The 21,490-nt window shown below is 71.4% G+C and carries 16 protein-coding genes; 10 read left to right on the forward strand and 6 right to left on the reverse strand.

The window, feature by feature from the left end; all coding sequences use genetic code 11:
• Nucleotides 1-5: 5 nt before the first annotated feature.
• Nucleotides 6-1,874 (reverse strand): translational GTPase TypA, encoded by a 1,869-nt coding sequence (gene typA / locus CLT74_RS00630; RefSeq protein ID WP_099851051.1) that lies wholly within the window; start codon nucleotides 1,872-1,874, stop codon nucleotides 6-8.
• 126 nt (nucleotides 1,875-2,000) lie between these two features.
• Here typA and CLT74_RS00635 point away from each other — a divergent pair, with 126 nt between their 5' ends.
• On the forward strand, nucleotides 2,001-3,353 hold the full coding sequence (locus CLT74_RS00635; protein WP_099844799.1) for a DedA family protein: 1,353 nt from the start codon (nucleotides 2,001-2,003) through the stop codon (nucleotides 3,351-3,353).
• Between the two features lie 153 nt (nucleotides 3,354-3,506).
• Complete coding sequence (locus tag CLT74_RS00640) at nucleotides 3,507-4,400, forward strand: transglycosylase SLT domain-containing protein (RefSeq protein WP_099844800.1); 894 nt, start codon at nucleotides 3,507-3,509, stop codon at nucleotides 4,398-4,400.
• Here CLT74_RS00640 and CLT74_RS00645 read toward each other — a convergent pair.
• On the reverse strand, nucleotides 4,346-6,475 hold the full coding sequence (locus CLT74_RS00645) for an MMPL family transporter (RefSeq protein ID WP_099844801.1): 2,130 nt from the start codon (nucleotides 6,473-6,475) through the stop codon (nucleotides 4,346-4,348). The two genes, CLT74_RS00640 and CLT74_RS00645, sit on opposite strands and share 55 nt — an antisense overlap.
• 169 nt (nucleotides 6,476-6,644) lie before the next feature.
• On the opposite strand from CLT74_RS00645, the gene CLT74_RS00650 reads away from it, so the two are divergent.
• The 3 genes from CLT74_RS00650 (at nucleotide 6,645) to CLT74_RS00660 (ending at nucleotide 9,926) form a co-directional block, all read left to right on the forward strand.
• A complete protein-coding gene (locus tag CLT74_RS00650) occupies nucleotides 6,645-7,160 on the forward strand; it encodes a MarR family transcriptional regulator (protein WP_099844802.1) in 516 nt (171 codons plus the stop codon).
• A gap of 3 nt (nucleotides 7,161-7,163) precedes the next feature.
• The gene (locus CLT74_RS00655) at nucleotides 7,164-8,867 is read left to right on the forward strand and encodes a CocE/NonD family hydrolase (RefSeq protein WP_099844803.1); all 1,704 of its coding nucleotides are present in this window, start codon (nucleotides 7,164-7,166) and stop codon (nucleotides 8,865-8,867) included.
• Between the two features lie 162 nt (nucleotides 8,868-9,029).
• A complete protein-coding gene (locus CLT74_RS00660) occupies nucleotides 9,030-9,926 on the forward strand; it encodes a hypothetical protein (protein WP_099844804.1) in 897 nt (298 codons plus the stop codon).
• 77 nt (nucleotides 9,927-10,003) lie between these two features.
• Here CLT74_RS00660 and CLT74_RS00665 read toward each other — a convergent pair whose 3' ends face one another.
• Nucleotides 10,004-10,207, reverse strand: coding sequence for a cold-shock protein (locus CLT74_RS00665; protein ID WP_093401468.1), 204 nt, complete (start codon nucleotides 10,205-10,207; stop codon nucleotides 10,004-10,006).
• A gap of 232 nt (nucleotides 10,208-10,439) precedes the next feature.
• On the opposite strand from CLT74_RS00665, the gene CLT74_RS00670 reads away from it, so the two are divergent.
• Entirely contained in the window at nucleotides 10,440-11,048 is a 609-nt protein-coding gene (locus CLT74_RS00670) for a VTT domain-containing protein (protein ID WP_099844805.1), read from the forward strand.
• Between the two features lie 71 nt (nucleotides 11,049-11,119).
• Nucleotides 11,120-11,443 carry a nuclear transport factor 2 family protein gene (locus tag CLT74_RS00675; RefSeq protein ID WP_199172030.1) on the forward strand — a complete coding sequence of 108 codons (324 nt, stop codon included), beginning with the start codon at nucleotides 11,120-11,122 and terminating at the stop codon, nucleotides 11,441-11,443.
• Between the two features lie 12 nt (nucleotides 11,444-11,455).
• Here the strand turns inward: CLT74_RS00675 and CLT74_RS00680 are convergent, their stop codons facing one another.
• The gene (locus CLT74_RS00680) at nucleotides 11,456-12,109 is read right to left on the reverse strand and encodes an MBL fold metallo-hydrolase (RefSeq protein WP_099844806.1); all 654 of its coding nucleotides are present in this window, start codon (nucleotides 12,107-12,109) and stop codon (nucleotides 11,456-11,458) included.
• 5 nt (nucleotides 12,110-12,114) lie between these two features.
• On the reverse strand, nucleotides 12,115-12,831 hold the full coding sequence (locus CLT74_RS00685; RefSeq protein ID WP_099844807.1) for a maleylpyruvate isomerase family mycothiol-dependent enzyme: 717 nt from the start codon (nucleotides 12,829-12,831) through the stop codon (nucleotides 12,115-12,117).
• 252 nt (nucleotides 12,832-13,083) lie between these two features.
• Between CLT74_RS00685 and rsgA the strand changes: the two genes are divergently transcribed.
• The 3 genes from rsgA (at nucleotide 13,084) to CLT74_RS00700 (ending at nucleotide 18,040) form a co-directional block, all read left to right on the forward strand.
• Nucleotides 13,084-14,148: a ribosome small subunit-dependent GTPase A gene (gene rsgA, locus CLT74_RS00690; protein WP_099844808.1), complete on the forward strand. Its 1,065-nt coding sequence runs from the start codon at nucleotides 13,084-13,086 to the stop codon at nucleotides 14,146-14,148.
• A 279-nt stretch (nucleotides 14,149-14,427) separates the two neighbouring features.
• Complete coding sequence (uvrA, locus tag CLT74_RS00695; protein ID WP_099844809.1) at nucleotides 14,428-17,370, forward strand: excinuclease ABC subunit UvrA; 2,943 nt, start codon at nucleotides 14,428-14,430, stop codon at nucleotides 17,368-17,370.
• Nucleotides 17,371-17,563: 193 nt separating this feature from the next.
• A complete protein-coding gene (locus tag CLT74_RS00700) occupies nucleotides 17,564-18,040 on the forward strand; it encodes a Rieske (2Fe-2S) protein (RefSeq protein ID WP_099851055.1) in 477 nt (158 codons plus the stop codon).
• 54 nt (nucleotides 18,041-18,094) lie between these two features.
• Here CLT74_RS00700 and CLT74_RS00705 read toward each other — a convergent pair whose 3' ends face one another.
• Entirely contained in the window at nucleotides 18,095-21,349 is a 3,255-nt protein-coding gene (locus tag CLT74_RS00705) for a penicillin acylase family protein (protein WP_099844810.1), read from the reverse strand.
• Between the last annotated feature and the right edge of the window lie 141 nt (nucleotides 21,350-21,490).

The raw sequence follows: 21,490 nt of genomic DNA on the forward strand, positions 1-21,490 counted from the left end.
TCGGCTCAGCCGGCGTGCTTGCGACGGGCGGCGGTGCGGGCCCGTTGGGTCTGGTCGAGCACGACCTTGCGGATGCGGACAGCGGCCGGGGTGACCTCGACGCACTCGTCCTCGCGGCAGAACTCGAGTGCCTGCTCCAGGGACAGCTTGCGCGGCGGGATCAGCTTCTCGGTCTCGTCGGCGGTCGACGAGCGCATGTTCGTGAGCTTCTTCTCCTTGGTGATGTTGACGTCCATGTCGTCGGAGCGGGAGTTCTCCCCGACGATCATGCCCTCGTACACCTCGGTGCCGGGCTCGACGAAGAGCTGACCGCGCTCCTGGAGGTTGGTCATCGCGAAGGCGGTGACGTTGCCGGAGCGGTCGGCGACCAGCGAGCCGTTGTTGCGGGTGCGCAGCTCGCCGAACCACGGCTCGTACGACTCGAAGACGTGGTGCAGGATGCCGGTGCCCCGGGTCTCGGTGAGGAACTCGGTGCGGAAGCCGATCAGGCCGCGGGCCGGGACCAGCCATTCCATCCGGATCCAGCCGGTGCCGTGGTTGACCAGTTGTTCCATCCGGCCCTTGCGGGTGGCCAGCAGCTGGGTGATCGCGCCGAGGTACTCGTCCGGCGCGTCGATGGTGAGCCGCTCCACCGGCTCGCAGGTCCGCCCGTCGATCTCCCGGGTGACGACCTGCGGCTTGCCGACGGTCAGCTCGAACGACTCGCGGCGCATCTGCTCGACCAGGATCGCCAGGGCCAGCTCACCTCGGCCCTGCACCTCCCAGGCGTCGGGACGCTCGGTGGGCAGTACCCGCAGCGAGACGTTGCCGACGAGTTCCTTGTCGAGGCGGTCCTTGACCATCCGGGCGGTGACCTTGGCACCCTTGACCCGGCCGACCAGCGGCGAGTTGTTGGTGCCGATGGTCATCGAGATCGCCGGCTCGTCGACGGTGATCAGGGGTAGCGGGATCGGGTTCTCCGCGTCGGCGAGGGTCTCGCCGATCATGATCTCGGGAATGCCGGCGACGGCGATGATGTCGCCCGGTCCGGCGCTGTCGGCGGGCTTGCGCTCCAGGCCCTCGGTCATCAGCAGCTCGGAGATGCGGACCCGCTGGGTGCTGCCGTCGGTGCGGCACCAGGCCACGCTCTGACCCTTGGCGATGGTGCCCTGGCGGACCCGGCACAGCGCGAGGCGGCCGAGGAACGGGGACGCGTCGAGGTTCGTGACGTGCGCCTGCAGCGGGGCGCTCTCGTCGTACGCGGGCGGCGGGATGGTGTCCAGCAGGGTGCGGAACAGCGGTTCCAGGCTCTGGCTGTCCTGCGGGACGGAGCCGTCGGCGGGTTGGGTGAGCGAGGCGATGCCGTCGCGGGCGCAGGCGTAGACGATCGGGAAGTCGATCTGCGCCTCGTCGGCGTCGAGGTCGAGGAAGAGTTCGTAGGTGTCGTCGACGACCTCTTTGATCCGGGCGTCGGGACGGTCCACCTTGTTGATCACCAGGATGATCGGCATGCGGGCCTTGAGGGCCTTGCGGAGCACGAAGCGGGTCTGCGGCAGCGGCCCTTCGCTGGCGTCGACAAGCAGCACCACGCCGTCGACCATGGTCAGGCCGCGCTCCACCTCGCCGCCGAAGTCGGCGTGACCGGGAGTGTCGATGATGTTGATGGTGACCGGGTCGGAGCCATCCGCCGGCAGGTAGCGCACGCCGGTGTTCTTGGCCAGGATGGTGATGCCCTTTTCGCGTTCGAGGTCCATCGAGTCCATCACCCGCTCGGTCACCTCGCCCCGGGCGCCGTAGGCGCCGGACTGCCGCAACATGGCGTCGACCAGGGTGGTCTTGCCGTGGTCGACGTGAGCGATGATGGCGACGTTGCGGAGGTCGGTGCGAAGCTGCATGAGCTCCATCCTCCCGCCTGCGCGGGAGCCGCGTGGCGTCGGGGTCACCGGAGGGCGGGGCCGCGCGGTGACGGAGCGCACTGTCACACTTGCAGGGCAGTTCTGCCGAGGTGATCCGGGGGCGCCGTGCACGATCTGCTCAGTTCGGTGCAGAGCCTGCCGCCGTGGCTGATCTACGTGGTGGCGGCGCTGGTGGTGGCCGCCGAGACGGCGCTGATCATCGGGCTGGTCGCGCCCGGTGAGGCGACCCTGCTCCTGGTGGGCTTCCTCACATACACCGGCACGTTGCGGCTCGGTCCGGCGCTGCTGGTGATGATCGCCGCTGCCGCGCTGGGGGACGCGCTGGCGTTCCGCGCCGGCCGGCGGTACGGGCCTCGGCTTCGGGCCAGCAGGTGGGGCGTCCGGGTGGGGGCGGAGCGGTGGGCCCGCGCCGACGCGATGCTCGACCGGATGGGTGGGCGGGGTGTGCTGACCGCCCGCTGGGTGGCGTTCGCCCGCACGTTGGTGCCCCGGTTGGCCGGTGCGGCCGGGATGCGGTACCGCCGGTTCGTGCCGTGGAACCTGGCCGGGGTGATCACCTGGGTGGGTGCCTCGGTGCTCGTCGGGCATCTGGCGGGAGAGTCGTACGAGACGGTCTCCCGGCTGTTGGGCCGGGCCACCGGAGCGGTGCTGGTGCTGGTGGCCGCGCTGGTCGCGGTGGTGCTGGCTGGCCGGTGGCTGGGCCGCAACCCCGATCCGGCGCGGGCCTTGCTGACCCGGGCGGCCCGGTTGCCGCCGCTGCGGTGGCTGTCGGCCCGCTACGGGCTGCTGTTCTTCCTGCTGAGTCTGCGCCTCGGTCCGGCGTGGGCGTTGCTGGCGAACCTGGCGGCCGGGGTGGTGCTGCTGTTCGCGGTGGGGTTGGTGATCGCGTGGACCCTGCGGGCGGTGGTCCGGCACAGCGGGTTGTCCCTGGTCGACGGGGTGATCGCGAGCTGGTTCGCCGCTCGGCGGACGCCCGACGCGGTGGAGGCGACCCAGGCGGCGGTGTCGCTGCTGCGGGGGTCGTCGCTGATCGTGATGGTGGCGGTGGTGGCGCTGGTGCAGGCCTGGCGGCAACGGCCGTGGCGGGCGGATCTGCTCAGCGTGGTCGGCACGGTCGGTGCTTTCGTGCCGCTCGTGGTGCTGGCGGCGGTGGCCGACCTGGCTGCCGGCGGACGGGTGGTGCTGTTCTCCACCCAGAACGTGGTGGTGACCGCGAGCCTGTGCACGTTGGCGTGGCTGCTGTCGCGGGGTGCCCGGTGGCCGGTGGCGGTGGCCGCGTGGACCGTGGCGGCGGCGGGCGTGGTCACCATCGGCGGGGCCCGCTTGTACCTGGGCCTGAGCACGGCCAGCGGCACCGTCGGCGCGGTGCTGCTCGGCGCCGCCTGGACAGCGGTGTTCATGGTCGCCTGGGCGACCCGGGACCGTGCGGTGGCCGGGGGTGGCTCGGCCGGTCGATGATCCCGATGCCGTGCTCCGGGTGTTCGGCGGCTGTCGCGTGGTGCGGCCGGCGCGGTGATCCGGGGTCGGCCCGGCGGCTGTCTCGTGGGCCACGCGCGGCGGTGGGTAGCTGTTAGTGTGCGGCGGGTTAGTCACCGGCCGGAAGGGGTCGACATGGGACGCGGGGGCGCACGGTGGGGCGTCGCGGTGGTCGCCGCGATGCTGCTGCTGACCGGCGGTGGATGTGCCACTGTGGACACTCCTGCGGCGGAGGTGCCGGCACCGGTGGCGCTTCCGGAGGAGGTGCCGGACGCTTCGGGGGAGTCCAGCGGATCGGCGGTGCCGCAGGAGACGCCGTCGGCTGTGGAGTCGATGGGGGCCGCGCCGAAGGCCACCCCCGGTGCCAGTGCGTCGCCGTCGGCGACGAAGCGCAGCCCGAAGCCGAAGCGAGCCACGGCCACCGCCCCCCGGACGGTGCCGAAGCCGCCGACGGAGACGGAGGTACCGCCGGATCCGCCGAAGCCGCCCCCAAGCGAATGCAAGCCCAGCTACAAGGGCGATCAAGCCAGCCGTGCGCAGGTCAAGGCGGCGTTGACCGAGGCGGCCGGGCGGACGTACTGGCCGACGTCGGCCCCGAAGATCCGCGTCCCGTTGAGCCTGATCAAGGCGACGGCGTGGCAGGAGAGTGGTTGGCAGTCCAACATCGTGGCCTGCGACGGGGGCATCGGCCTGATGCAGGTGATGCCGGACACCGCGACCTGGATGAACCAGCGCTTCGGGCAGAGCTACGACGTGTGGGACTACCGGGACAACGCCTACCTCGGCGGCACCTACCTGGCCTGGCTGACCAAGGACATCGGCGATAGGTACTTCGACGCCGACTACCGGCTCGACGCCGACCTGTGCACCTCGGAGTTGGAGTCCTGCCTGCTAAACGCGGTCATCGCCGCGTACAACTTCGGGCATGGGGCGGTGGCCCCGGACGGTAAGGCGCTGAACATACCCAACCCGAGCTATGTGCGCAACGTCCGGGCGCTGATGTCGGAGTGTGTCTGCCTCGGGTTCTGATCGACGGTGACCCGGCCGGGCCACCAGAAACGTTCCCCGAGCAGGAACGCCAGGGCCGGGACGACGACCGTACGGACCAACAGGGTGTCCAGCAGCACGCCGAGGCAGACGATGATCCCGATCTGGGTCAGGGTGATCAGCGGCAGCACGCCGAGGACGGCGAAGACGGCGGCCAGCAGGATGCCGGCGCTGGTGATGACACCCCCGGTGACCCGCAGCGCGGAGAGCATGCCCTGGCGGGTGCCGACGGCGCGGGCGTCCTCGCGGGCGCGGGTGACCAGGAAGATGTTGTAGTCCACGCCGAGCGCCACCAGGAAGACGAAGGCGAGCAGCGGCACCGTGGTGTCCAGCGCGGGGAAGCCGAGCACGTGGTCGAAGAGCAGCCAGGCGCCGCCGAGGCTGGCGAAGTAGGACGCGACGACGGTGACCACGAGCAGCACCGGGGCGAGCAGGCCGCGGAGCAGCAGGACCAGCACGGCGCCGACCAGCAGCAGGATCAGCGGCAGGATGACGCGTAGGTCCTCGGCGTCGGCCGCCGCCGCGTCGTACGTGCCGGCCACGGTGCCGCCGACGATGGCGCCGGTGGGGGTGTCGCCGCCCGCCGGTGCGGGCGGCGCGGAGTCCGGTACGGCGGCGACCGCGTCCCGCAGGGCTTCCAGCGTGCGGTCGGAGGCGGTGGTGCCGGGCTCGGCGTCGAGCACCACGTCGACCTGGGCGACTGTGGGGCCGGCGGTGCCGGGGCGGGCGGAGGCGACCCCGGGCACCTCGGCGGCGGCAGCGGCGACCGCCGATACGGTGTCGGGTCGGGTCATCACCGCGACCGGCTGCGTGGTGCCGGCGGGGAAGGCGCGGGCAAGGGTCTGTGCCCCGGCGACCGCTTCGGGCTGTACCCGGAACTGCTCGGTCTCCGACAGCCCGGTCCGCAGGCCGAGGCCGCCCAGGGCGAGTGCGGCCAGCAGCAGCGTGGCCAGGGCCGCGACCGGCGCCGGGCGGCGGATCACGGCGGCACCCAGCCGGCCCCAGATCCGGCCCTCCCGAGCCTCGCTGCCGACGTGCGGTACGAACGGCCAGAACAGGCCGCGTCCGAGCAGCACCAGTGCGGCGGGCAGCACCAGCAGGGCCGACGCCATGGCCAGCAGGATGCCGGTGGCGCAGGCGACGGCGAGGGCCCGGTTGAGTTCCCGCTCGCTGAGCAGCAGGGTGAGGACGCCGAGCATGACGGTGCCGCCGCTGGCGAGGATCGGTTCGGCGGTGCGTCGCAGCGCGGCGCGCATGGCGGCGAAGCGGTCCTCCTCGCGGCGCAGTTCCTCCCGGTAGCGGGCGATCAGCAGCAGGGCGTAGTTGGTGGCGGCGCCGAAGACCAGGACGCTGGCGATGCCGGAGACCGCGCCGCCGGCGAAGTTGATGCCGACGGCGGGGATGACCGTGTCGAGGGCCCGCAGGGCGACCTGTTCGGTGGCGGCCACGACGGCCAGGGGCACCATCCACAGCAGTGGGCTGCGGTAGGTGACGAGCAGCAGCAGCGCGACGACTGCGGCGGTGACGGCGAGCAGGGTGGTGTCGGCGCCGTCGAAGACCTTTGTGAGATCGGCGGTGAAGGCCGGGGGACCGGTCACCTCGACGCTCAACTCGGCCGGTAGCGCCGTCAACGCCGTGCGGACCTCGGCCACCGTGGCGGCCACGGCCTCCTGGCCGCCCTCGGTGCTCAGCGGCACGGCGACCAGGGCCACGGTGCCGTCGGGGGACAGCTGCGGCGGCGCGACCTGACCGCCGGCGGTGAACCCGCCGAGGGCGCCGGTGCCGGTGGCGACGGCGGTGCGGTCGCCGTCGGTGAGGGGCGCGCCGTCGTCGCGGGTCACCACGACGATCGCCGGTTGGACGTCGCTGGCCGGCAGTTCGTCCTGGAGTCGCTCGACCTGGGTGGACTGCCAGCGGTCGGACAGGCCGGTGGCGGAGACGGGTGCCGGGTTGTCGGGGACTGGCAGCCAGAAGACGGCCGCGCCCACGACGAGCGCCGCGAGGAGGGTGAACCAGGCGTTCAGGCGACGGCCCGCCACGCGGGTGAACACGGACATCAAGACCCCCAGCCGAAAGTATCTAGACAGACGAGATTTTCGCCTATCAAGAAAGATGCTGCAACATCTCCCTCGTGGAGAATCTTGACGGACGAGACGAGGGTCTCATTCGGCTATGCTGCGAACCCGGGGAATCTGGAGGAAGCGGCGGGACGTGGCAGCTCACGGGATGTACCGTCGGCGCGACACGCGCCGGGACGTGTTGATCGCCGAGATCACGGCTGAGCTACGGCGGTACGGCGTGGACGCCCAGCACATCGGGCACGCCTTCGCCGGCCAGCACGGCCTCAACGCCACCGACCTGCAGGCGCTTATCGCGGTGATGGACGCCGAACTGCTCGGCGACCCGATCACGCCGGGGCGGCTCGGCGAACACCTCGGCCTCTCCTCCGGCTCGGTCACCGCCCTGATCGACAGGCTGGAACGCGCCGGACATCTGCGCCGGGACCGGGACACCACGGACCGACGCAAGGTGCTGCTGCGCTACGCCCAACGGGGCGCCGAGCTGGCGATGGGGTTCTTCCGGCCGCTGGGCGAACGTACCGACCGGGTGATGGCCGGCTTCCGCGACGACGAGCTGGAGGTGGTGTACCGGTTCATGACGGCGATGGGGGCCTCGCTGCGGGAGCACCGGGACGAGGTCCGTGCCGCCCGGACCGAGCCGCACCGACGTCGGGCGGAGTGAGTCGTGCTCGATCGCCTGGCGGCCGGACTCGCCGCCACCGCGCTGCGGCTGCCGCCGGCGCGCACCCGACGGGTCACGGTGACCCGGGACATCGCGTTGCGGGTACGCGACGGGGTGATCCTGCGCACCGACCACTACGCGCCCGACCTGCCCGCCGCGCCGACCGTGCTGATCCGCACCCCGTACGGCCGGGCCGGACCGATGCGGCTGCTCTGCCGGCTCGCCGCCGAGCAGGGGTTCCACGTGGTCATCCAGTCCTGCCGGGGCACCGGCGGCTCGGGCGGTGAGTTCGAGCCGTTCGTGCACGAGCGCGACGACGGGCTGGACACGCTCGACTGGCTGCGCCGGCAACTGTGGTGGACCGGCGCCTTCGGCATGTTCGGCGCCAGCTACCAGGGATTCGTGCAGTGGGCGCTCGCGGCGGACGCCGGTCCGCAACTGCGGGCGATGGTGGCGGTCGCCACCGCCTCGACCACCCGCGACTCCACGTACGCGGGGGAGTCCTTCGCCCTGGACACCGTGCTGACCTGGGCCGAGCTGCTACAGGCGCAGACCGTGCCGTGGTTGGCCCGGCAGTGGGAACTCAAGCGCGGCCAGCCGAGGCTGATCGCCGCCCTGGCCCACCTTCCGCTTGTCGAAGCCGACCGGGTCGCCACCGGGGTGACCGTGCCGTTCTTTCAGGAGTGGCTGCGCCACCACACCCCGCAGGCCGACTACTGGCGCAGCCGCGTCTTCGACGATCGACTGCACCTGGTCAGCTCCCCGGTGGCGATGGTCAGCGGCTGGCATGACATCTTCCTGCCGGCCCAACTGCGCGACTACCAGGCGCTGCGGGCCACCGGTGCCCGCCCGCGCCTGGTGGTCGGGCCCTGGACACACGGCAGTCCCGGGCTGTTCGTGGCCGCGCTGCGCGAGGGGCTGCGTTGGCTCGACACCCACCTCCGCGACGACCCGGCCGGTGACGAGCGGGCGGCCGGTGTCACCCCACGGTCCGAGCCGGTGGCGGAGGCGCCCGTGCGGGTGCACGTCGGTGGGACCGGCGGTGGCTGGCGTGACCTGCCCGACTGGCCGCCACCGGCCGACGCCACCCGCTGGTACCTGCACCCGGGGGCGGCCCTGCGCATGTCGGACCCGGTGCCGTCGCCGCCGGACGGATTCTGGTACGACCCGGCCGACCCGACGCCCTCGCTCGGTGGTCCGCTGCTGGTGGCCCAGCGGGCCGGACCGTTCGACAACCGCCCGGTCGAGGCCCGCCCCGACGTGTTGACCTGGACCAGTGAGCCGTTGGCCGCCGGGATCGAGGTGGTCGGGCCGGTCCGCGCCCAGATCCACCTGCGCAGTGAGCTGACCCACCTGGACGTTTTCGTGCGACTGTGCGACGTGGACCGTCGGGGGCGGTCGTGGAACATCTGCGACGGCCTGGTCCGGGTCGATCCGCAGCGGTTCCCCGCCGACCACGACGGCGCCGTCGCGGTGTCTGTCGAGATGTGGCCCACCGCCCACCGCTTCGCCCCCGGGCACCGACTGCGGTTACAGGTCTCCGGCGGCGCTCATCCCCGCTACGCGCGCAACCCCGGCACCGGTGAGCCCCTCGGCGCGGCTGTCACGCTGCGTGGTGGGTTCCGGGAGATCATGCACGACCCGGATCATCCGTCCGCAGTGGTCCTACCGGTTGTCCACACTGCCTCTCAGTCTTTTCCAAGCTGAATCAAAGCGCCTCTGAGCTGGGCATACGCCGGTAGACCGAGCTATCGTGGTGATACGCCCGGCGCCGTGCACCCGATTGGCCGGGCGCGCCTGTGAGCCTCTTCGCCGCGTACGCGGTGTCACTGTCGTGCTCGGCCCCTGACGATCAGCGAAGGGGGATCCATGACGCGGGCACCGGCTAATCTTCTCGCCGTTCGTCGTCTGCTGCTTGAGCATCTCGACCGTGATCCCAACCGCAGTCGCGACGAGGACCTCGAACCCAACGAGGTCGGCATCGTCGGCGACGCCAACCACCGAGGGGGCTACCACTGCGGGTCGGACCGGGTCGTCGCCAACGACTACTCGGTGGTCGAGTCGCCCCGCGACCGCAACGGCCTGACCCTCGACGCCGCCGCCCTGGACGTGGGGATGTTCCGCCTCAACTCCGGCGGCCGTACCCACAACCTGGCCACGTTCTCGACCTGGTGCGTGGCGCAGTGCGTGGCGAATGCCCCGGACACCCGGGACATTCGCGAGATCATCTACTCACCGGACGGCACCGTGGTCCGGCGCTGGGACCGACTCGGTCGGCGCAACACCGGCGACCGGTCCCACCTGTGGCACACCCACTTCAGTTTCTTCCGGGACTCGATCAAGGCGAACCGCGACCAGCGACCCCTGTTCCGCCGCTACCTGACCGCCATCGGACTGATCAGATCCGAGGAGGGGGAGAACGACATGACACCCGAGGAGCACAACTGGCTCAAGACCGTTCACCGCAACCTCACAGTCCTGGACGGGCGCAACCCGATCGGGCAGACCTACACCCGGATGTCGATGGGCGAGGACCACACGAACCCCGACTTCCGGGTCACCCACCCGACACTGCGCACCATCGGCGCCCAGCTCACCGCGCTGCAGAGCAGTATGGAGTCGCTGATGAACCGGGACTTCACCGACGAACAGGCGATCGTCGCCGGAGTGCTGGCCGGCCTCACCCCGCAGGAGATAGCCGCGGCGATCCCGCCCACCGTGGCCGAACAGGTCGTGAGTGAGTTGAGCCGGCGGCTGGCGGCCTGAGACGACGGACCGACGAGTGGCGGCCGGTACCGGCCGCCACTCGTCGCCGTGCGTTCAGCCCCGAGGGACCGTACGAGTCAGAGCGGACGGACGTTGTCCGCCTGCGGGCCCTTCTGGCCCTGGGTCACATCGAACTCGACCTTCTGGCCCTCGGTCAGCTCGCGGTAGCCGCCGGACTGGATGGCCGAGTAGTGGACGAAGACGTCGGGTCCTCCGCCGTCCTGCTCGATGAAACCGAAGCCCTTTTCGGAGTTGAACCACTTCACGGTGCCGGTTGCCATGCGTACTCTCTCCCTGTTCCATGCGGCGACCCCCGGCTTCCGCGCCGGTGATCGCCCAATACCTTCCCGACAGTAACCGGTGAATAGCGAATTTGCCGGCCGAAGCGCCTCAGGCGGTGCGGCGGATGCGCCGGGGCGGTCAGGATCAGGGTTCACCCTCAGGGGCGCCACCGGGAGGATGGGGAGGAAAACCCGATGTCCACGGTGGCGGCCAGGTCCTAGCGTACGAGACATGGCGGACCAGTTGGCTCAGGTCGGAGAGCTCCCCGTGGTCGTGCTGATGGCGGTGCTCGGGGTGGTCATGCTCTTCGACGCGGTGCCGCTGTTCGGGGTGCTCGTGCCCGGCGACGTGGCGGTGCTCGCCGCCGTGGCGGTCGGTAGCCCCACCACCGGGTTGGCGACCTTCGTCGCCGTGGTAACCGGGTGCCTTGCCGGTTGGTCGCTGAGCTTCCTGGTCGGTCGGCGGTGGGGTGACCGACTGCGGCACAGCCGCTTCGGCGGCTGGGTGGGCGAGGCGCGGTGGACGGCGGCGGAGGCCATCCTGCGCCGCGACGGTGGCCGACTGGTGCTGATCGCGCCCTTCCTGCCGGTGTTCAACGCGCTGCTGCCGCTGGCCGCGGGCGGGCTGCACATGTCGTACCGACGGTTTCTCGGGTTCGCGGCGCTCGGCGCGGCCGGCTGGGCGGGCCTCTACCTGGTGGTGGGCACCGCGTCGCGGACACTGGCCGGGCTGCTGCCGGCCGGAGCGAGTCCGCTGCTGGTGACCATGCTCGGCGGACTGCTGCTGGCGGCACTTGTGCTGCTGGGCACCCGGCGGCGGCTGCGCGCGGTCACCCGCTGAATCGCGGGTGGCTGTCGGACCTGTCGGGCAGGATCAGGACATCACCGCACCGTCCCGGAAGGAACCCTGCCGTGAGCACCGCACCGCAGCTCATCCGTCGCTACTTCGCGCTCGCCGGTGAACCCGACAGCGACGCCTACTTCGCACTCTTCGCCCCCGACGCGGTCGTCGAGGACGAGGGCCGGACCCACGAGGGCATCGCCGCGATCCGGGCATGGCGGCAGGAGGTGCCGCTGGTGTCGTACGAGATCACCGACGTGACGCAGACGCCGGAGGGGACGGTGGTCACCGCCACCATCACCGGCGACTTCCCCGGCAGTCCCTTCGCCGGTCTGCGGTACCGCTTCGAGGACTACGACGACAACCAGATCCGCCGACTGCGCATCGCTCCCTGACCGGCGCGGCGGTCACCAGCCGCGGGCGCGCCACTCGGCCAGGTGGGGGCGCTCCGCGCCGAGAGTCGAGTCCCGACCGTGCCCCGGGTAGAACCAGGTCTCGTCGGGCAGCCTGTCGAACAGCTTGTGCTCGACATCGTCGATGAGCGCGGCGAACCGCTGCGGATCCCGGTCGGTGTTTCCCACGCCACCCGGGAAAAGGCTGTCGCCGGTGAAGAGGTGCGGCACGCCACCGGGGTCGCGGTAGAGCAGCGCCACCGAGCCCGGGGTGTGGCCCCGGAGGTGGATGACCTCCAGAGCGCAGTCGCCGACCGGCACGACGTCGCCGTCGGTGAGGGGCTGCGCCTCGATCGGCAGCCCGTCCGCGTCGTCGGCGTGTACCAGCGCGCGGGCCCCGGTCTTGGCCACCACCTCTTCCAGACCCACCCAGTGGTCCATGTGCTGATGGGTGGTCACCACCGTGGCGAGCCCCGCGTCGCCGACCAGCTCCAGCAGGCGCGGCGCCTCGTTCGCGGCGTCGATGAGCACCTGCTCGCCGGTGTTGGCGCAGCGCAGCAGGTACGCGTTGTTGTCCATCGGACCGACCGACACCTTGGTGATGGTCAGCCTGTCGAGTTCGCGTACCGCCGGCGGGCCGCCGGGCGTGACTTCTCCGCTGTAGGTCATGGCTCCTAGATCCATTCGGGCGGGCGAGGCAACTGCCCGTCGGGGGTGACGGTCAGCGTGGTGCCGGGGTCACGGCCGGTCAGCCACGCGGCGAGGTCGGCCGCGGAACCGGCGATGACCGGCGCCTGTGCCCGGTCACCGAGCACCAGTTCGTGGCTGCTGCCGTCGAAGCGCAGCACCATCGCCGGTGCCTCGTCGCGATCGGCGAAGCCGCTTGTCACCTCGTGCAGCAGCCGGTGACCGAAGGTCGGTGACCAGTCCGTGGGCCGGTACCCGGCCGCCAGGTCGACGTGGTGGACCTCCAGCTCCCGCAGCCGACCCCAGACCAGCCTGGCGGCCGGCCAGGAGCCGTTGCGGGTCTCGACGGTGGCACCCCACGCGGGCACCGGCATCGCGGCGACGGCCTCGGCGAACCGGTCCGCACTGCGCCGCAGGTCGTCCAACTGTTCCTCAGGGGTACGCGAGGCACCCGCCTCGATGTCGGCGGTCCGGGCTGCGGCGCTGGCGTACATCGGGATCCGCTCGCCGGTGCGTGCCGAGGTGAGCAGGTTGACGAAGCCGTCAGCGTTGCGGCACACGTGGGCCAGCACGTGCCCTCGGCTCCACCCCGGCAGCAGGGACGGCGCCGCGAGGTCGGCGGCGTCGAACGAGGCCGCCGTCCGCAGCAGGCGGGCCGTGGCGTCGGCCACGTCGCCGGTCAGCAGAAGCGGATCCATCGTCACGTTGCTGACCCTAGCGGGCCCGCGTCCACCGCGTCGCCGGGGAATTCACTTCCGGTGCGGCGTGGTCCGACCTACCGTCTGTGCCAGCGACTTCCTCGACCCGGGGCGCGGACGCCTCGCCTGCTGCGGCGCGGCCCGGTGACCATCGAGGGAGGTCGAGCAGGTTCGCGCGCGGCGCCGGAGCGGAGGAGGTGGTGGTCATGCCGGTCACCGCACCCTTGGATCACCCGCACCGACCCTGAACGAGGAGCCATGACCATCACGTTGACCGCCCTGGGCTGGGACACCGACCGGGCGGCGCACCTGCGACGTATCCGTACCGACAAGCGTCCCGGCCGGGTGGCCCGCGTCGACCGCGGCGTCTGCACGGTGCTCACCGAGGACGGCCCGGTGCGCGCCTCGACCGGCGGAGCCGTACTGGCCGCTGCCGTCGGTGACGCCACCCGGCTGCCCGGCGTCGGCGACTGGGTGCTGCTGTGCGCCTGGCCCGACGGGCGGGTGACGGTGGAGGCGGTGCTGCCGCGGCGTACCGCGTTGATCCGGCGCACCGCCGGCAAGGACGCCGGCGGTCAACTGCTGGCCGCCAACCTCGATGTGGCCGCGGTGGTGGAGCCGGTGCACCCGGCGCCGGACGCCGCCCGCATCGAACGGCTGCTCTCCCTGGTCCACGAGTCGGGTGCCCGGCCGCTGGTGGTGTTGACCAAGACCGACCTGGCGGCCGATCCGGCGGCGGTGGCGCGTCAACTCTCCGCTCTCGCGCCCGGCGTGCCGGTGCTGCCGGTCAGCGCCGAACGCGGCACCGGACTGGACCCGCTACGCGCCGAGGTCGGCCCCGGGCGCACGCTCGGGCTGCTCGGTCCCTCCGGCGCCGGCAAGTCGAGCCTGGTCAACGCGCTCGTCTCGGCGGTGGTGATGCCCACCCAGGCGATCCGTCGGGTGGACGGCAAGGGTCGACACACCACCACCTGGCGGGCGTTGGTGCCGCTGCCCGGCGGGGGCGCCGTGGTGGACACGCCCGGGGTACGGGCCGTCGGCCTGCTCGACGGCGCGATCGGGCTCGACCGTGCCTTCGCCGACATCGCCGAACTGGCCGCCGACTGCCGGTACGGCGACTGCGGACACGAGGCCGAACCGGGTTGCGCGGTGCAGGCGGCGCGGGATTCCGGGGCGTTGACCGCCCGCCGCTGGGAGAGCTGGCGTCGGCTGCAACGGGAGATCGCCCACGAGACCCACCGCCGCGCCTCCCGCCCCACCCGCGTGTCCCGCGCCACCCGCCGCACCCCCACCCCCACTGACCCACCCACCCCACCCCACTGACCCACCCGCACTCCCCCCGCCCAGGTTCGCGATCATGCAGTTGTGGTCGTTGGTACGTGGCGGTCTGTCCGCTTTCACGACGTGCCACAACTGCATGATCGGCGGCGGGGCGGGGGTGTGGGAGGCGGGTGGGTGGGGGTGGGATGCGTGGGTGGGGGAAGTTGTCGGAGGTCGGGTCTACAGTTGCCGGGGCGCACTCTCCGCGCTCAGACAACCGCTGGGCTCACCACAAAAGCGGACAGATCTTCCTCTTCATTCTCACCCGGGAGTACACGGACCGTGGCCGACCGTTTGATCATCCGTGGCGCACGCGAGCACAACCTGCGTGACGTCAGCCTCGACCTGCCCCGGGACGCCCTGATCGTGTTCACCGGGCTGTCCGGGTCGGGCAAGTCGAGCCTGGCCTTCGACACGATCTTCGCCGAGGGGCAGCGTCGCTACGTCGAGTCGCTGTCGTCGTACGCCCGGCAGTTCCTCGGCCAGATGGACAAGCCGGACGTCGACTTCATCGAGGGTCTGAGCCCGGCCGTGTCCATCGACCAGAAGTCCACCTCGCGCAACCCCCGCTCCACCGTGGGCACGATCACCGAGGTCTACGACTACCTGCGGCTGCTCTTCGCGCGGGTCGGCGAACCGCACTGCCCGGTCTGCGGCGAGCGGATCTCCAAGCAGAGCCCGCAGCAGATCGTCGACCGGGTCCTCGCCATGGCGGAGGGCACCCGCTTCATGGTCCTCGCACCCGTGGTGCGGGGGCGCAAGGGCGAGTACGTCGACCTCTTCGCCGAACTTCAGGCCAAGGGGTACGCCCGGGCCCGGGTCGACGGCGTGGTGCACCAGCTCACCGACCCGCCGAAGTTGAAGAAGCAGGAGAAGCACACCATCGAGGTGGTGATCGACCGGCTCAGCGTCAAGCCCAGCGCCAAGCAGCGGCTGACCGACTCGGTCGAGGCGGCCCTGGGCCTCTCCGGCGGCCTGGTGCTGCTCGACTTCGTCGACCTGGCCGAGGACGACCCCGACCGGGAACGTCGCTACTCCGAGCACCTGGCCTGCCCCAACGACCACCCCCTGGCGATCGAGGACCTGGAGCCCCGGGTCTTCTCCTTCAACGCGCCCTACGGCGCCTGCCCGGAGTGCACCGGCCTCGGCACCAAGAAGGAGGTCGACCCGGAGCTGGTCGTCCCCGACCCGGAGCGCAGTCTGCGCGAGGGGGCGATCCAGCCCTGGGCCACCGGGCACAACCTGGAGTATTTCCTGCGCCTGCTGGAGGCGCTCGGCGAGGCGGAGCACTTCGACGTCGACACGCCCTGGCGGGCGCTGCCGTCGCGGGCGCAGAAGACGATCCTGCACGGCTCCGACGACCAGGTGCACGTGCGGTACCGCAACAAGTACGGCCGGGAGCGGTCGTACTACACCGGTTTCGAGGGCGTGGTGCAGTGGATCGAGCGCCGGCACTCCGACACCGAGAGTGAGTGGTCGCGGGACAAGTACGAGGGCTACATGCGCGACGTGCCCTGCGCGGCCTGCGGCGGTGCCCGGCTCAAGCCCGAGGTGCTCGCGGTCACCCTGGCCGGACGCAGCATCGCCGAGGTGTGCAACCTGTCGGTAGGCGAGTGCGCCGACCTGCTGGCCGGCATCGAGCTGACCGACCGGCAGAAACTGATCGCCGAGCGGGTGCTCAAGGAGATCAACGCCCGGTTGCGTTTCCTGCTCGACGTCGGGCTGGACTACCTCTCCCTGGACCGCCCGGCCGGCACCCTCTCCGGGGGTGAGGCGCAGCGGATCCGGCTCGCCACCCAGATCGGCTCCGGCCTGGTCGGGGTGCTCTACGTGCTCGACGAGCCGTCGATCGGGCTGCACCAGCGGGACAACCACCGGCTGATCGAGACGCTGGTGCGGCTGCGCGGCCTGGGCAACACGCTGATCGTGGTCGAGCACGACGAGGACACCATCCGCACCGCCGACTGGATCGTGGACATCGGTCCCGGCGCGGGGGAGCACGGCGGGCAGATCGTGCACAGCGGCTCGGTGCCGGCGCTGCTGGAGAATCCGGAGTCACTGACCGGGGCGTACCTGTCCGGCCGGCGGGAGATCCCGACACCCGAGGGACGCCGGCCGCAGACTCCCGGGCGGGAGTTGGTGGTGCACGGGGCCCGCGAGCACAACCTGCGCAACCTGACGGTGTCCTTCCCGCTCGGCCAGTTGATCGCCGTCACCGGGGTCAGCGGCTCCGGCAAGTCGACACTTGTCAACGACATCCTCTACGCCGTGCTGGCCAACCAGATCAACGGCGCGCGGCTGGTGCCGGGCCGGCACACCCGGGTCTCCGGCCTGGAGCACGTCGACAAGGTCGTCGGCGTCGACCAGTCGCCGATCGGCCGCACCCCGCGCTCCAACCCGGCCACCTACACCGGCGTCTGGGACCACGTGCGCAAGCTGTTCGCCGAGACCACCGAGGCCAAGGTCCGCGGGTACGGCCCCGGACGGTTCTCGTTCAACGTCAAGGGTGGTCGTTGCGAGGCGTGTTCCGGCGACGGCACGATCAAGATCGAGATGAACTTCCTGCCCGACGTGTACGTCCCGTGCGAGGTCTGCAAGGGCGCCCGGTACAACCGGGAGACCCTGGAGGTGCACTACAAGGGCAAGACCGTCTCCGACGTGCTGGAGATGCCGATCGAGGAGGCGGCCGAGTTCTTCTCCGCCATCCCCGCCATCCACCGCCACCTCAAGACGCTCGTCGACGTCGGCCTGGGCTACGTACGGCTGGGTCAGCCCGCGCCGACCCTCTCCGGTGGCGAGGCACAGCGGGTCAAGCTCGCCTCCGAGTTGCAGAAGCGCTCGACCGGGCGGACGGTCTACGTCCTCGACGAACCGACCACCGGCCTGCACTTCGAGGACATCCGCAAGCTGCTGCTGGTGCTTGAGGGCCTTGTCGACAAGGGCAACACGGTGATCACGATCGAGCACAACCTCGACGTGATCAAGAGTGCCGACTGGCTCATCGACATGGGCCCCGAGGGCGGCCACCGGGGCGGCACGGTGCTCGCCACCGGCAGCCCGGAGGAGGTCGCCGAGGTCGCCGAGAGTCACACCGGGCAGTTCCTGCGTACCGTCCTCAAGCTCGACGGCGCGGCGAAGGGGGCCGTGGCGGCGACCACGCGGGCGGCGAAGGCGAACGGCAGCCGGGCCCGGGGCGGTCGGAAGACCACAGCTGCCGCGCGCTGACGGGCCGACTCCGCCGGGCGGGATACCGACAGGCGGCGGTCGGCGGGTGGCTGACGGTCGGACGGCGCGCTCGGGTGGCCGATCGGGTGAACCGCCGGGCAGAGTGGTGCGTGCAGGGAGAGTAGCCACAGATCATGCACCGGAGTGACCGACGGAAGGGCGAGGCATGAGCGAGCCGCAGCGCAGCGCTGACATGAGCGACGATCAGGTGCCGGCCGGGCCTGGAGTGCGTACCCGCCGGGCCGTGCTCACCGGCGCGGGAGCGGTCGGCGCGGCGGTGGTGCTGGCCGCCTGCGGCGGCGAGGGCGACGACGGCGCGGCGCCCAGCCCCGGACCGCAGGTCACCGACACCGGTGACGCCGGCGGCGGGGACCGTGCGGGGGCCCAGTCACTGGCTCGGACCACCGACATCCCGGTCGGCGGCGGCGCGGTCTTCGCCGCCCAGGGCGTGGTGATCACTCAGCCCACCGCGGGTGACTTCAAGGGCTTCGATCCGATCTGCACCCATCAGGGTTGCCCGGTGTCGAACGTCGACGGCGGCACCATCAACTGCACCTGCCACGGCAGCAAGTTCTCCATCGAGGACGGCTCGGTCAAGGCGGGCCCGGCCACCACGCCGCTGCCGGCCAAGGACATCAAGGTCGACGGCGACCAGATCGCGCTGGCCTGAGTCGACCGCAGGACGCGGCCGGGACGGGGGTCGTCCCGGCCGCGCCCGGTGGCCTCACTGGCCGTGGACCGACATCTCCCAGAGCGAGAAGCCGTAGGAAGTGCCCCGGGTCAGCCCGTACATCCGCACGTACCGAGCCGACTGTGGCGCGAAGGTGACCACGTCGGTACCGCCGTCGCCGGCGCTGGTCGACCAGACCTGCCGCCAGGCGGCACCGTCGGTGGAGACCTCCACCCGGTAGGACCGGGCGTACGCCGCCTCCCAGGCCAGGACCACCCGACCGACCTGGCGTACGGATCCGAGGTCCACCCGCAACCACTGGTTGTCCGACCAGGAACTGGCCCAGCGGGTGCCCAGGTCACCGTCGACGGCGCGGCCGGGGCCGTTGAACAGTTGACTGCTGGAGGCGGTGGCCGGGCGGCCGGTGGCCAGGTTTGTCAGGTCGTCGCCCCGTCGGGCGGGGAACGAGACCACCTGCTGGTAGGTGGGGCGGTTCTGCCAGGCGATCGTGGCGTGCTTGATGCCGCCCAGCGGTGACTGGATGATGGCGTCGGCGCACCACTGGTCACCGGCGGCGCAGGTCGAGTCGCCCGGATAGGTCTGCGCGGCCGGCGTGGCAGCCGCCGTGCGCAGCGTGTCGAGCAGGATCTGCCGGCAGGAGGCCAGGTTCCCGTTGCCGCAGAAGGTACGCCCGGGCCCGCCGGCGACCGGGTCACCCAGCACGGCCCGCAGGTCCTTGTCGACCCAGCCCCACCATCCGTACTGGAACGCCGAGCCCTTGTGCGTCTGGGCGCTGCTTGCCGACGACGGCAGGTTCGACACGTCGCCCTGCTGGTGGCCGGAGGGTGACTCGTTGACCTGGAGGGTGTTGACCAGGGACTGGTACAGCTCCGCGCCGAGCGGATCGCGGAACATGCCCCGGACCAGCAGCGGCCACCAGGCGTCGAGGGTCCGGATCGCCTCGGCGTGCTGGTAGACCTTGCTGCCCTCGGCTGTCTCCACCCGCAGCGCGCCGGCCTGCCGCCACGTCTTCAGCCGGGCGATCTCGGCGGCCAGGGCGGTGTCGGTGACCGGCTGGCTCTCCAGCACCCGGATCAGCTCACCGAGCACTTCGGCGCCGCGCAGGTCGGTCAGCCCGGCCCGCTGGACCAGTTCGGTGAGCGAGGCCCGGTCGAATGTCCGACCCGCCGCGATGGCCGCCTTCACCGGCTTGTCCAGCAGGTCGCCGCGGTGCACGGCGCCGAAGCTGAAGTTGCCGTCGGCGGCACCGAAGTCCTTTGCCTGTTTGTTGTTCCAGCTGACGTAGTAGTCCTGGTTGACCGACTGCGGGTGGGCTGACGCCGGCGCGTACCGGGCGGTGCCGGTGTCCGGGTTGAAGTCCTGCCACTCGTACGCCCGGTCGGCCTTCATCGGCAGGCTCGGGTTGGTGCCGGCGGCCCGCACCGGGTTGAGCCCGGAGTTGAAGTACGCCGACTCGGTGGAGTTGACGTAGAACCAGTTGAACGCGTACTCCACGTTGTTCGCCGAGGTGAGGAACGCGCTGGCGGAGCCCATCTGGGTCGGGTCGTTGTACATCTGGAAACCGATGGCGGAGTCGGCCTCCCGACCGTAGGTGGAGCGCAGTTGGGTGAAGGCGTGCGGCACCCCGCCGACGGTGCCCCGCCACGCCACCAGGCCGAGCTTCGTACGCCAGGCGACCAGCTTGTACGACCCGGCCGCGGTGCTGTCGGCGACGGTGGGGCTCCACCTGTTGACGTGGGACAGCTCCTCCATCGCCAGGCACTGGCCACGGAACAGGTAGTGGTTGCTGCCCAGCGTCGGCGTGCCACCGCCGGGGACGCAGAGCGGCACGGCGTACGTGTCGGTGATGTCGTGCACGGAGGAGGTGGCGCTCCAGGCGTAGTCCTGGCCCCGGCCGAGCAGGACGTAGAGGTTGAGCCCGGCGAAGGCGGCACCTCGGGCGCTGATGCCCGGTCCCTGCAACTCCTGGACCATCAGCAGTTGCGGGGAGAAGTAGCCGGTCTGCGGCCCGAAGACCGCCACCGGGTGCCCGCTGGCGGAGTGCTCGGCGGAGATCACCGCGGCGTTGGACATGCCCCGGTGTGCCGGGTCGATGGTCAGCCCGGACAGCGCGGCGGCCAGCTCGGAGCCGCTGTTCGAGGTCGTGGCGGCGGTGGCGGAGCCGGTCGGGTCGGTGAAGACGGGCTCGGCCCGGGCCGAGCCGGCGTCCGGCAGCACCACGCTCGGCGCGTCGGCGGAGGCATCGCCGTACGGGAAGCTCTGCCCGTCGTGCAGGGTCAGTACGGTCTCCGGGTCGTTCTGCCCCCGGAAGCCGTGCCACACCCGGTCACCCTCCACCGGGCCGAACTTGGCCCGGGCGGCGATGCGGACCAGCGCGGACTGCATCTCGGTGCCGCCTCCGCCGCCGAACAGGCCACCGACGACACCGGCGATGGCGACCAGGTCGGTCATGACGAACGGCTCGGGCCCACCGGCGTTGGTGATCGCGTCGAGGTGCCCGGTGAGCACGTACTCGCCGGGGCAGTTGCGGTTGGCCATGCAGGTCCGGATGTAGGCGTTGACCCCGGCGATGTACTCCTGCACGTCGGCGTGGAGCTGCTCACCGCGAGCACCCTTCTGCCGCAGCGCGGCGACCTGCGCCGCCAGATCGGCCTCGGTGTACGGGGAGGTACGCCAGACGCTCTGCTCCAACGCCAGGTTACCCGGTGCACCGCCCGCGAACGGGGTCAGGGTGCCCCGGCCGACGTGCCGCAGCAGGTCCATGGTGAACAGCCGGTCCTCGGCTCCGGCGTAACCGGCGCCGAACATGGTGCCGGCGCGGGTGGTGCCGGTGACGTGTGGGACACCGGTGGCCCGGTCCCGCACGATCCGCACGTCCGAGCGGGGCGAGTAGTCGCGTTCCACCTGGTTGGGCGCGACGCCGAAGGAGGCGTCGTTGAAGAAGGTGTCGATCTGGTCCTCGCGCAGCCCGGCGTAGCCGTAGACGAGGTCGGCGTACCTGTCGAGCTGGTCGGCGGAGTGCCGGGGCAGGGTGCCGAGGGCCTGGTTGCCCAGGATCTCGACAAGTGTGGCGTTGCCGTTCTGGCCGGGCGGCAGGATCTCCGAGCATTCGCCGAGGCAGTAGTCGTTGGCGGCGAAGGCGCTCGCGACGTTCGCCGCGAGGGCGGTCACGGTGCTGTCGGGCGGGGTGGCGGTGGCCGTGGTCGGGGCCGCGACGAGCAGGGCGGCGACGGCGGTGGCGGTCGTGGCACCGGCGAGCAGCCGGCGGAGGGTGCGGTGACCGGTCATGGTGATCCTCTGTGGACGGGGGATCGGGCGGGATCATTACATGAAGAACATTCGGTTACTGGATGGTAGGCCGCAGTGCTCGATATTGGAAGGCGTCGATCGGGGCGGCGGGGTGCCGGCGTCGGCCAGGGTGAGAACGGC

The sequence above is a fragment of the Verrucosispora sp. CNZ293 genome (genome assembly GCF_002754655.1).

Bases quoted from the DNA above. Each gene is read 5' to 3' on its own strand.
- typA (WP_099851051.1), bottom strand. From the start codon at position 1,874: ATGCAGCTTCGCACCGACCTCCGCAACGTCGCCATCATCGCTCACGTC.
- CLT74_RS00640 (WP_099844800.1), top strand. From the start codon at position 3,507: ATGGGACGCGGGGGCGCACGGTGGGGCGTCGCGGTGGTCGCCGCGATG.
- CLT74_RS00645 (WP_099844801.1), bottom strand. From the start codon at position 6,475: ATGTCCGTGTTCACCCGCGTGGCGGGCCGTCGCCTGAACGCCTGGTTC.
- CLT74_RS00650 (WP_099844802.1), top strand. From the start codon at position 6,645: ATGTACCGTCGGCGCGACACGCGCCGGGACGTGTTGATCGCCGAGATC.
- CLT74_RS00660 (WP_099844804.1), top strand. From the start codon at position 9,030: ATGACGCGGGCACCGGCTAATCTTCTCGCCGTTCGTCGTCTGCTGCTT.
- CLT74_RS00665 (WP_093401468.1), bottom strand. From the start codon at position 10,207: ATGGCAACCGGCACCGTGAAGTGGTTCAACTCCGAAAAGGGCTTCGGT.
- CLT74_RS00670 (WP_099844805.1), top strand. From the start codon at position 10,440: ATGGCGGACCAGTTGGCTCAGGTCGGAGAGCTCCCCGTGGTCGTGCTG.
- CLT74_RS00680 (WP_099844806.1), bottom strand. From the start codon at position 12,109: ATGACCTACAGCGGAGAAGTCACGCCCGGCGGCCCGCCGGCGGTACGC.
- rsgA (WP_099844808.1), top strand. From the start codon at position 13,084: ATGACCATCACGTTGACCGCCCTGGGCTGGGACACCGACCGGGCGGCG.
- CLT74_RS00700 (WP_099851055.1), top strand. From the start codon at position 17,564: ATGAGCGACGATCAGGTGCCGGCCGGGCCTGGAGTGCGTACCCGCCGG.
- CLT74_RS00705 (WP_099844810.1), bottom strand. From the start codon at position 21,349: ATGACCGGTCACCGCACCCTCCGCCGGCTGCTCGCCGGTGCCACGACC.